8 protein-coding genes are annotated in these 12224 nt (G+C 52.5%); 4 read left to right on the top strand and 4 right to left on the bottom strand.

Annotated features, from left to right (window positions below; genetic code table 11):
• Positions 1–114: 114 nt before the first annotated feature.
• Together fur and ACU4F7_RS06515 are read left to right on the top strand one after the other, a co-directional pair.
• Positions 115–561, top strand: a complete 447-nt coding sequence (gene fur / locus ACU4F7_RS06520) for a ferric iron uptake transcriptional regulator (RefSeq protein ID WP_024557164.1) — start codon at positions 115–117, stop codon at positions 559–561.
• 335 nt (positions 562–896) lie between these two features.
• A complete protein-coding gene (locus ACU4F7_RS06515) occupies positions 897–1508 on the top strand; it encodes a helix-turn-helix domain-containing protein (protein WP_029592229.1) in 612 nt (203 codons plus the stop codon).
• A 52-nt stretch (positions 1509–1560) separates the two neighbouring features.
• On the opposite strand, the gene ACU4F7_RS06510 is transcribed toward ACU4F7_RS06515, so the two are convergent.
• From ACU4F7_RS06510 to nagE, 4 genes are all read right to left on the bottom strand, one after another.
• A complete protein-coding gene (locus tag ACU4F7_RS06510; RefSeq protein ID WP_481638284.1) occupies positions 1561–4209 on the bottom strand; it encodes a beta-N-acetylhexosaminidase in 2649 nt (882 codons plus the stop codon).
• A gap of 49 nt (positions 4210–4258) precedes the next feature.
• Entirely contained in the window at positions 4259–5656 is a 1398-nt protein-coding gene (chiP, locus tag ACU4F7_RS06505; RefSeq protein ID WP_481638283.1) for a chitoporin ChiP, read from the bottom strand.
• A gap of 386 nt (positions 5657–6042) precedes the next feature.
• Positions 6043–7710, bottom strand: coding sequence for a glutamine--tRNA ligase (glnS, locus tag ACU4F7_RS06500; protein WP_481638282.1), 1668 nt, complete (start codon positions 7708–7710; stop codon positions 6043–6045).
• A gap of 176 nt (positions 7711–7886) precedes the next feature.
• Entirely contained in the window at positions 7887–9923 is a 2037-nt protein-coding gene (nagE, locus tag ACU4F7_RS06495) for an N-acetylglucosamine-specific PTS transporter subunit IIBC (protein WP_481638281.1), read from the bottom strand.
• Positions 9924–10250: 327 nt separating this feature from the next.
• Between nagE and nagB the strand changes: the two genes are divergently transcribed.
• A complete protein-coding gene (gene nagB, locus ACU4F7_RS06490) occupies positions 10251–11051 on the top strand; it encodes a glucosamine-6-phosphate deaminase (RefSeq protein WP_481638702.1) in 801 nt (266 codons plus the stop codon).
• 23 nt (positions 11052–11074) lie between these two features.
• The gene (nagA, locus tag ACU4F7_RS06485; RefSeq protein WP_481638280.1) at positions 11075–12223 is read left to right on the top strand and encodes an N-acetylglucosamine-6-phosphate deacetylase; all 1149 of its coding nucleotides are present in this window, start codon (positions 11075–11077) and stop codon (positions 12221–12223) included.
• The last annotated feature ends 1 nt before the right edge of the window (position 12224 follow it).

Here is a 12224-nt window from a genome sequence, read left to right as displayed (position 1 = left end):
ACGCTTGCGGTTTTCATTTGGGCCTGTCAGTTCTATAATGAGTCGCATTCATCTTCAGCGCATCCGATCTTAAGCTCTCCGGAGCACACCGTTTAGCAACAGGACAGATTCCGCATGACTGACAATAACACCGCATTAAAGAAGGCTGGCCTGAAAGTCACGCTTCCTCGACTGAAAATCCTTGAAGTGTTGCAGGAGCCAGTAAACCATCATGTCAGTGCGGAAGACTTATACAAGCGCCTCATTGACATGGGCGAAGAGATTGGTCTCGCGACCGTTTACCGTGTGCTGAATCAGTTTGACGATGCGGGTATCGTAACGCGTCATAATTTTGAAGGCGGCAAATCCGTTTTCGAACTGACTCAACAGCATCATCATGACCACCTGATCTGCCTCGACTGCGGCAAAGTTATCGAGTTTAGCGACGACTCTATCGAAGCGCGTCAGCGTGAAATCGCTTCCCGCCATGGCATTCGTCTGACCAACCATAGCCTCTATCTCTATGGCCACTGTGCCGATGGCGACTGCCGCGAAAACGAGCACGCGCACGACACAAAGTAAGCGAAAATAGCGTTCCGTTTTTACTTTTTGTTAATAAGCCGACATAGTATGTCGGCTTTTTTTACACCTTTATCAGGCAGACGCGACGCTAATAGTCCATTTTCTTGATGCTTGCTATTTTAATATACTGGTCAAGAACTTATTTTATCTTATCTTTTTCTTACTTTTTATTTTCAGAAAAAGTAAATTATTTTACCATTCAATCAGTTACCTCCCTTAAGCGCCCCATTCGGGCTTGCAACGCCACTGGCCTGTATTGCAGTAAAAAAATCAACTCTATTAGAATAGCCCCTCGTTATTTATTCCAATAATATACTTATATATAGGTCGCCGTTATGGTAATACCTCAGAAACCCCTTGCCGAAATTTATCGCCTGTCCGATATCTTTAATGGTTACGGTAACTGGTATCGCGCAGAGAAAAATACGTCTATTCCAACGCGTGAAGGCTTTGTTTGCATTATTCGTGGTGGCCTTTTTTCCGTATTGCGTAAAAGCGATAGATTACTGATTGAAAAATGTAGCGCCCCGTCTATTCTGGGCGTTGCGCGTAATCTTAATAATAAAAACTATTTCAGAATTCAGGCCGATGCTGAGTGCCACTACCAGCTCATTCCTTTTGATAAATTTCTGAGCGAAATAGAAAACCATCAGTGTCAACCACAGTTATATAAGGTACTGGCCTGGTCTATCGACTTACTCTGCCATCGTGAAGAATTATTGCTTGGGCATAATAGCTATCTCATGATTAAAGGCAATCTGGTCACGCTTGCCGCCATGGATGAATTTATGCGAAATAAAATTAACGTAGCCGATTATATCGTTAAGCGAACCAACCTTTCTCGCAGCATGGTGATGAAAACGTTGTCGCAGTTGCGGCATGATAACTATGTAGAAATAAGTAAAGGAAAATTAACCGGGCTGCGTACGCTGCCAGAAAGCCTGTAAGCTTTTGCAGAAAGATAAAAGCCCGCCATCAGGCGGGCTTTTTATTACGGTGCTATTTAACGCTATCGACGCGGCTGTAGCGTTGACCATCCGGGCTTACCGCGCGAATCTGCACTTCGCCCTCTACCTGCGGTCGCGCGTTATTGTCATAGCGTAGCCAGCTTTTACCGTTATCCGTGGAGTATTCTGCACCCAGCCCCGGCAGGCTGGTGTTTATTTCCAGTATGCCTTTTTCCACTCTGGCGCCCGGCACCGGCAAACGATACTGGATGCCCGCTTTATCCAGTTTCGCCAGCTCCCGGTGGCCTATAAGGCTTGCAAAGCGGGCCCAGTCTGACGCGAGGGCTTTTTTATCCACCCACTGCGTTTCCTGGCCCTTATACTCGCGACCCGCCTGATAAGCCTGCTCCCAGGCGGCGCGATGCCATGCGCGCTCAGCGACAACAATAAGCCTTGGATAGATCATGTACTCCATCTGTTTATCGGTACGAACGACTTCGCTCCAGAGCTGAGCGGAAAGGCCCAGCGCGCCCGGCCAGGGCTTATCAGATTTCGCACTGAAGGTATTGCCATCGCGATCAACGGAAGTTTCCGCATTCTGCGGCAGGTTGTCTGGCGCAAAGCTGAAGATTTTACGCTCGTCGCTGAACCGCGTTCCCCAGTAATAGCCGCTCTCCGCCGGATTTACCTCATAGGGGAAATCCAGATAGAGGTAGTCAGGGTTGGAGACGATAACCCTGAAACCTTTATTCGCCCAGTCGTTTGCCGTATCAAAGCCGCCCCAGAATAGCGTGTCCCAGAAGTTAACATTAACCTGACGGGTACTGAACGCGCTGGCGTCTTTCGCATCTTTCAACCCATCCTGCCAGGCCTGCATGACGCCGATGCCGTGCGCATTTACCAGCTTGCTGATCTCAATGCCAAAGTAGCTGGAGAGGTGTTCAACGTCCGCCACCTCGCCCCGTTCAAGCAGCTTTTTACACGCAGGTGATTTTTCCCACGGCTTATTTTGTTTACTCAGATCGATAATCCCCTTCCCCTCTTCCGGATGGGACTTGTCGGTATACCCTGTTCCCAGGTAGATATTCTTCGCCTCGTCGCCGCCGGCGTGCCAGACGGTTAAAGGTTGCCCCGCCTCTTTATGCATCAACTGAACCTCAGAGATGACTTTGTCGACGAAGTTGCGTGACGAAGCGAGACAAGGATTCAGATAACCGGTTCGATCGTAATACTGAACGCCTGTCGTGTTTGAGGTGTCGGCGGGATCCAGCAGGCGGTAGTGGTTTGCTTCCTGCGCTTTTCCCGCTTCCATTAAACGGGCATAGCGCGCTTCCATCGATACCACGGCCGCCCTCGCATGCGCGGGCATATCAATTTCAGGGATAACCTCGATATGCCGCGCAGCAGCGTATTTCACAATCTCAATATAATCAGCGCGCGTGAAGTAGCCGCTGCCGTTGTTATTGCTTTCAGGCCCCGAACCCAACTGCGGCAGAAGGCAGCGTTTTTCACTGAGGTCATGGCAGCGTTTCGCCCCTGTTTCGGTCAGTTCCGGCAGTCCGGGGATTTCCAGGCGCCAGCCTTCATCATCGCTCAGGTGGAAATGAAACTTGTTGAGTTTATAAGCGGCCATTTGATCCAGCAGACGCAGCACCGCCGCTTTTGAATGGAAATTGCGTCCGACGTCCAGATGAATAGCGCGCCAGCTGAAGCGAGGCGCATCGCTCACTTCAAGCGTAGCGATTTGCGGCTCACCTTGCGCCGGGAGCAGTGAGAGCAAAGATTGCAGGCCGTAGAAGACGCCAGCGGCGTCGTATCCCGTCACCCTTGTCTCCTGCGGCTTGATTTGTAAACGGTAAGCGCCGGATACCGCCTCAGGTTTCTGAAATTCGCCTGGCGCAACGAGCGTCTTAACCGGATAGCCCTGACCGGTTTTCACGCCGAGCTGCGCGAAACGCGAAGCCACCGCCTCGCGGGAAGCAGGCGCCAGCGAAGCCAGGTCGAGCGCGACCCCGCGGCTTAAGTCCACATTTTCGGTATGCACCGTAACCGTTTTAGGGGTAGGAACAATCTGTCCTCGCAACGCGGCAGCATCCGGTAAAGCGACATCGCTATTTTTGTTATAGCGCGCCTCTGCGGTCATCAGCACATTTTTATCATCCGGCGTGCGCTTCCACTGTTCACCGAGCGGGCTGACAAACCGGGCCAGTTCTTCCGTATCGGTGTTGGCGATAATAACGGGACGACTGTCGTCAGAGGTGACATACCAGCGAGGAAGCACGTCGGTAATAAAAAGCTGCCAGTACTCATTAATAATCGGAATAGTGATGGACTGGTTTGCCGGAAAGCCCGTGAACTTATCGGTGGGTTCAAGCTTATGCAGATCGCCCATGACATGGGTGACCTTAAACTGTTCATTATCCACCTTCAGGATTTGCCGGATGCTGTGAAACCAGATAGTCCAGTTTCTGTCGGCTAGCGCATCGCCATGGTTAGTTAAGGTGATAACGGCTTTACTGCAGGCGGCCCAGTCAGCGCCGAGCGCCGCGCAGTCCACCCCGTGTTGCTGCGCGTGGTTATCCTGCACAGCATAATTAAGCGTAAACTGACTCAGTTTATTCGCCAGTTCCTGGTCTGCCCAGGCGCTGCTCATTAGTCCGGCCAGAGCGAGCGCTAAAACACTACGCTGTAATCTCTTCATTTTGTTCCCTCAGAGCGAGATAGCATTAATGAGTATGAAGCGAGAAGCATCAGAACAGGGTGAACGGCGCAATGAACATAAATTTCACGTCGCGTTCGTCCTGAAAAATATTGCCATAGCCACCACCGTAACTGGGAATAGCGGAGTGGTTGTCATACTGCGTGAAATGCAGCTTAAACGTGGCGCCTTTAGCGCGCCCTTCTACGAAGGTATAAATTGCATCAAGGCTGTAAGCCGATTCCTTAAGACGATAATCAGGATCGTAATAGCCATCGCGGGTCGGCGCGGAACCGGGCTTAGCATCCCAGGCGTACGCGTAAGACGCGCCGACAGACCATCCCGCCAGCTTCAGGTGGGTAAGGTCATACATAGCGCCGACGAACAGCGCCTTCTCACCGTTGGCGTTAAAGTCAGAACGGTTATCCCACCAGATATCCAGCCGACCGTTTGATGAGGCGTAGGTTGGCGTCATGCGTTGCAGAAAGTAGCCTTGTTGCCCGTCGGCTTTGACCCAGGTCCCTTCCAGACGCAAATCAACCGGCCCCATCCTGTAGCCAAAGGTCAACGCCTGCAGCCATGCCGTGGCGTCATAAATATCGTTGCCGGAACCGTCGCTTACTTTGTCGCGGGCGCCGTAGAATTGATAACTGGCGGCGAGCGGCCTTCCCGCAATATCAAATTTATAACTGGCTTTAGCAAAGTACTGGTCAATGTAGCCTTGCGCCTGGCCGAAAGCCGCTTCGAGAATAAAGTTATTTTTGAAGTCATACTTCGCGCCTAAAGAATGGAGATAGTCGACGCGGGTCGCTTTATCGTTCTGGTAAAATTTATCCATTTCAAGATGCCACGGCGCTTTATAAGCGTTGCTCCACATATATGAGAAGCTGAGCAGGCCCGCCTCGCCGTAGTCCGCGCTGGCCCCCGCCTCCGCGCCCTGATAAGTGCCCGGCATAAAGCTCCAGTGCGGCGCCAGAAGCGTTTGGCCGGAGGGCTGGAGATATCCGGCGCGTGCCCATAAGGGGCCATATTTAAATTTCGCGGCGGCTTTATAAAGGCTTATTCCGCTTTTATCACCGGACCACTCTTCATCGTAAGCTTTATTGCTGGATGAAAAGGCGATTTCATTTGGATGCGCGCTGTCGCCATTTTCCGCCATTTCAATTGCCGTGAAGAGCGCCACGTCAACGCCGAACAGATCTGCCGCATAGCCTGACGAAAAATCGAGATTGCCATTCCAGGTTGAATGAGAGAGATTGGTTTTATATTTATCCTCTATGACATCCTTGCGGTCTCGTTCTCGCTGCCAGTAATAGAGGCCGCCTGTCAGCGTTGAATCATCAATAAAGCCTGTGGAATAAACAGCGGGAGTAAAACTCAAAGTAGATAAAGCGCTTACGCTCGCCAGTAATAATAGCCGCGCCCTGCGCCACCTTATAAAAAGAGGCATATTAAATTCCTTCTCAATGATTACCTTATAAAAAAAATTCTCACACAGAACAAATGCATGTTTATGATTTTTTTAACACTATCGAATAGTATTTTTCGTGACATGAATTATCAATCTTTTGTTTGCACAGCATTGCCAGAATATGACACCAAGCACAAATAAATACTCTTGCGCTTTTATTAAAATAAATGCTTTATGCAATAACTTTATTTATTAAGGCCTTGCATCACCACAATCTATATTGATGGTTGCTATGAGTTAATTTAGATGAATTTATAAAGATTATAATTAGTAAAAACTGCCCGATTGTTTTTAATAAAAAGCCGAATCAGCGCTGCGGAAATGAAAAACGCCGCATTGCGCGGCGTTTTATTTTGCAGTTCGACTTATTCGCCGATTTTAGCCCAGGTATCGCGAAGCCCTACCGTGCGGTTAAAGACCAGCTTATCGGCTGAGGTGTGGCGGCTGTCGAGGCAGAAGTAACCTTCGCGCTCGAACTGGTACGCCTTACCCACTTCCGCCTCTTTCAAACCCGGCTCTGCAAAGCCCTGTTTGATAACCAGCGACTCCGGGTTGATGGTCGAGAGGAAATCGTCCGCTCCGCCCGGGTTCGCCACGCTAAAGAGGCGGTCGTAAAGACGAATTTCTACCGGCAGCGCGTGCTGTGCGCTAACCCAATGGATAACGCCTTTCACTTTGCGGCCATCCGCCGGATCTTTACTTAACGTTTCGGCATCGTAAGAGCAGTAGATGGTGGTGATGTTGCCTTCCGCGTCTTTTTCAACACGCTCAGCTTTAATGACGTAAGCGTTGCGCAGGCGAACTTCTTTACCCAGCACCAGGCGCTTGTACTGCTTGTTGGCCTCTTCACGGAAATCGGCACGATCGATCCAGATTTCGCCAGAGAACGGCACCTCGCGGCTGCCCATTTCCGGTTTGTTCGGATGGTTGGGCATGGCGACCTGTTCAGTCTGGCCCTGCGGGTAGTTCTCAATCACCAGCTTAACGGGATCGATAACGGCCATCGCGCGCGGCGCGTTTTCGTTGAGATCTTCACGGATGCAGGCTTCCAGCGCCGCCATCTCGACGGTGTTATCCTGCTTGGTTACGCCGATGCGTTTGCAGAACTCGCGAATAGCAGCGGCGGTATAGCCGCGACGGCGCAGGCCAGAAATGGTCGGCATGCGCGGGTCGTCCCAGCCTTCCACAATTTTGTCGGTCACCAGCAGGTTAAGCTTACGCTTGGACATCACCGCGTATTCAAGGTTAAGACGCGAAAACTCGTACTGGCGCGGATGCACCGGAATAGTGATGTTATCCAGAACCCAGTCATAGAGACGGCGGTTATCCTGGAACTCCAGCGTACACAGCGAATGGGTAATGCCTTCCAGCGCATCGGAAATGCAGTGGGTAAAGTCGTACATCGGATAGATGCACCACTTGTTGCCGGTCTGATGGTGCTCAGCGAATTTAATGCGGTACAGCACCGGGTCGCGCATGACGATAAACGGCGAAGCCATATCGATTTTCGCGCGCAGGCAAGCGGTGCCTTCGGCGAATTCGCCGTTGCGCATTTTCTCAAACAGCGCCAGGTTCTCTTCCACGCTGCGATCGCGGTACGGGCTGTTTTTGCCCGGCTGCGTCAGCGTGCCGCGGTACTCGCGGATCTGCTCCGGCGAAAGCTCATCAACGTAAGCGAGGCCTTTATTAATCAGTTCGATCGCATAGCTGTGCAGCTGGTCAAAGTAGTCAGAGGAATAGCGCACGTCGCCCGACCAGTGAAAGCCCAGCCACTGCACGTCGTTTTTGATTGACTCGACGTATTCGATGTCTTCTTTAACCGGGTTGGTATCGTCGAAACGCAGATTGCACTGGCCCTGGTAATCCTGGGCGATGCCGAAGTTCAGGCAGATAGATTTTGCGTGTCCGATATGCAGATAGCCGTTCGGCTCCGGCGGAAAACGGGTGCAGATGGTAGTGTGCTTACCACTGGCCAAATCTTCATCGATGATCTGGCGGATAAAGTTAGTCGGGCGGGCTTCAGCCTCACTCATCGTAGATTCCTCAAAGCGTAAACATCAGTTAACGCAGCATGATCTTATAAGCAGAGACGGGAAACAACCTTTAGTTGAAGAAAATAGGCGCCTCCCTGCGGTAGCGTAGATTTTTACAACAAAAAAAGCGGCGAGGAATTTCCCCGCCGCTTGAGGCGCCCTAAAACCCAACAGCGTTACTTGCCTTTAATCTCATAAAGCGGCGTCTCTCCTGCAACAACCTGCCCCTGAGCTTTAATGACCAGACCGCCGAAGTCGTCGATGTTGCTGCACACGACCGGGCTAATCATTGAACGGGCATGGGCATTGAGGAAATCGAGATCCATTTCCAGCACCGGCTGGCCGGCAGCCACTTCAGCGCCCTCTTCCACCAGACGTTTAAAACCCTGGCCGTTCAGCGCTACGGTGTCGATGCCCATATGAACAACAATCTCCGCGCCTTTTTCTGTTTCCAGACAGAACGCGTGGTTGGTATTGAAAATCTTCACGATGGTGCCGGCAGCCGGGGAAACAACGGTTTTCTCCGTTGGCTTCACCGCCACGCCATCACCTACCGCTTTGCTGGCAAACGCTTCATCCGGCACCTGTTCCAGCGCAACAACCTCGCCAGTCACCGGAGAGAGCAGTTCAGCAACCGTGACGGCGGTAGCGGCCTGCGGAACCACTTGCGGTTTAACCCCTGCGGCAGGCGCTACGGATGCGCTGGCGGCAGCCGGGGCAGAGGCTGGCACGGCGCCGACCGTTTTCATCGCGTTCGCGATTTTTTCTGCCATAAAGCCCACGATAATCTGCACGCTGGTTTTGTTCAGGCGAATCACGCCCGTCGCGCCAAGGCGTTTCGCCAGCACTTCGTTAACCTGAGCGGAGTCTTTTACGGTCAGACGTAAACGCGTAATGCAGGCGTCAATGCCGGTGAGGTTATCAGAGCCGCCGATAGCCGCGACATACTGACGCGCAAGGCCGGTGACATCCTGGTCTTTATCGCCGCTGACGTTAACGTCTTCGCCGTCTTCTTCGCTTCCGGCTACCGCCAGTTCACGGCCCGGCGTCATCAGGTTAAACCTGGTGATGGTGAAGCGGAACACCAGGTAATAGATAACGAAGAACACCAGCCCCTGCGGGATCAGCATGTACCAGTGCGTGGCCAGCGGGTTACGTGAAGAAAGCACCATATCCACCAGCCCGGCGCTAAAGCCGAAGCCGGCAATCCAGTGCATGGTCGCCGCGATAAACACGGAGATACCGGTCAGAATGGCGTGCAGCACATAAAGCACCGGCGCTACGAACATGAAGGAGAACTCCAGCGGTTCGGTAATGCCGGTGAAGAAGGCCGCAAACGCGCCCGCCATCATAATACCCAGCACTTTAGCCTTGTTTTCCGGACGCGCGCAGTGGTAAATCGCCAGCGCCGCGCCCGGCAGACCAAACATCATGATCGGGAAGAAGCCCGCCTGATAGCGGCCGGTAATGCCGACAACCGCTTTCCCGGCCTCGATAGACTGCGCGCCGCCAAGGAAGTTCGGGATGTCGTTAATACCGGCTACGTCGAACCAGAACACGGAGTTCAGCGCGTGGTGCAGGCCAACCGGGATAAGCAGACGGTTGAAGAAAGCGTAAACGCCTGCGCCAACAGAACCGAGTTTCTGGATATGCTCGCCGAAGTTCACCAGGCCATCAAACACAACCGGCCAGATGTACATCATGATGAAAGCGACCACGATCATCACAAATGAAGTGAGGATCGGCACCAGGCGGCGACCGCTGAAGAACGAAAGCGCTTTAGGCAGTTCGACGGCGCTAAAGCGGTTATAAAGTTCGGCCGCGATAATCCCGACCATAATGCCGACAAACTGGTTTTTGATTTTGCCAAACGCCGCTGGCACCTGGTCCGCCGGGATTTTCTGGATCATGGCGACAGCCGCAGGCGAGCAGAGCGTAGTTAAAACGAGGAATCCGACAAAGCCGGCCAGCGCAGCCGCGCCGTCTTTATCTTTAGACATGCCATACGCGACGCCGACCGCGAACAGCACGCCCATATTGTCGATGATTGCGGAACCGGACTGGATAAAAAACGCAGCCAGCGCGTTGCTTCCACCCCAACCGGTAGGGTCAATCCAGTACCCTACCCCCATCAAAATTGCTGCGGCAGGCAGCGTAGCCACGGGCACCATCAGCGCCCGGCCTACGTTTTGCAAATAACCTAGAATACTCACTTTATTCCCCCTATGAGGCCCCGATGAGGCTCGTCAAAGCAGTGTTTTTATAATACGACCCACCCTGATTAAGCGGCGACGCTTCACTTCACCTGTGGAGTGTGTGAAAAATTAATTCGCCTCGCAAATTAAAAGGGTGCTGTTTGTGATTTTTATCACCAAAATTTGCTTTACCATTTCCCCTTTACTGGCTAACTCGCAAAACTTATTTTATCATTCGAAAAATCAGGACGGATTGATCCCTGAGCCCGATGAATATGGTTTACCCTTACCTTATCCCGCTTTTCAATCCGCGCCATTTATGACTTACAACTTACGAGGTGAATGATGAGACTTATCCCCCTGGCTAGCGCACAGCAGGTCGGCAAATGGGCAGCACGCCATATTGTTAAGCGCATCAACGCAGTTAACCCAACCGCCGATCGCCCGTTCGTACTGGGCCTGCCAACCGGCGGCACGCCGCTCGAAGCCTATAAAGCGCTGGTAGAGATGCATAAAGCGGGCCAGGTGAGTTTTAAACATGTGGTCACTTTTAACATGGATGAATATGTCGGCCTGCCGAAAGAACATCCGGAAAGCTACCACAGCTTCATGCACCGTAATTTCTTTGATCATGTTGATATTCCTGCTGAAAATATCAACCTTCTTGATGGCAATGCGCCTGATGTTGACGCAGAATGTCGCCGTTATGAAGAGAAAATTCGCGCCTATGGCAAAATTCATCTCTTCATGGGCGGCGTTGGCAACGACGGACACATTGCTTTTAACGAGCCGGCCTCGTCACTCGCGTCCCGTACCCGCATTAAAACCCTGACGCATGACACCCGCGTGGCAAACTCCCGCTTTTTCGGCGGCGATGTAAACCAGGTGCCGAAATACGCGCTCACCGTGGGCGTCGGCACGCTGCTGGATGCCGAAGAAGTGATGATCCTGGTGCAGGGGCATGTGAAAGCGCAGGCGCTGCAGGCGGCGGTCGAAGGCAACGTAAACCATATGTGGACGATTAGTTGCCTGCAACTGCACCCGAAAGCGGTCGTGGTTTGCGATGAGCCGTCCACCATGGAGCTGAAGGTGAAGACGCTGAAATACTTCACTGAGCTCGAAGCTGAAAATATTAAAGATCTTTAAGCGCATTTATACCGGGGGTCACTATGTATGCCTTAACCCACGGCCGGATTTTCACCGGCCATGAAATTCTGGACGACCATGCGGTAATTATCGCGAATGGCCTTATCGAGCGCGTTTGCCCGCTGGCGGAATTACCGGCCGGCATTGAACAACGCGACGCCGGTGGCGCCATTATTGCCCCCGGTTTTATTGATGTGCAGTTAAACGGCTGCGGCGGCGTGCAGTTCAACGATACCGCCGAAGCCGTCAGCGTCGAGACGCTGGAAATTATGCAGAAAGCAAACGAGAAATCGGGCTGCACCAGCTATCTACCGACGTTGATTACCGCCAGCGACGACCTGATGAAACAGGGCGTGCGCGTAATGCGCGACTATCTGGCGAAAAATAAAAACCAGGCGCTCGGCCTGCATCTGGAAGGTCCGTGGCTGAACATCGTCAAAAAAGGCACCCATAACCCGGCTTATGTGCGCAAACCTGACCAGGCGCTGGTTGACTTTCTGTGCGAGAACGCCGATGTCATTACCAAGCTGACGCTCGCGCCGGAAATGGTCGAACCGGAAGTGATTCGCCAGCTTGCCGCGGCGGGCATCGTCGTCTCCGCAGGCCACTCCAACGCCACGCTGAAAGAAGCCAAAGCGGGTTTTCGCGCCGGTATCAGCTTCGCCACGCATCTGTTTAACGCCATGCCTTATATTACCGGTCGCGAGCCGGGCCTGACCGGGGCGATTTTCGACGAGCCTGATTTATACTGCGGCATTATCGCCGACGGGCTGCATGTCGATTTCGCCAACGTTCGCACCGCGAAAAAGGTAAAAGGCGACAAGCTTTGTCTGGTGACAGACGCAACCGCACCGGCGGGCGCGAATATTGATGAGTTCATTTTTGCTGGTAAAACCATATACTTCCGTAATGGACTGTGCGTGGATGAGAACGGGACGCTGAGTGGTTCCGCGCTGACGATGATCGAAGGCGTGCGCAACCTGGTCGAGCATGTCAACATCGCACTGGATGAAGCGCTGCGCATGGCGACCCTTTACCCGGCCCGCGCTATGGGCGTGGATAAGACGCTAGGGACAATCGAAGCCGGAAAAGTGGCTAACCTGACCGTCTTTACCCGCGATTATAAAATCACCCGGACTCTCGTTAACGGCAACGAGGTCTTTACTGAGTAAG

Source organism: Franconibacter pulveris (genome assembly GCF_056780215.1).
This window is presented reverse-complemented; position numbering and strand designations above follow the sequence as displayed.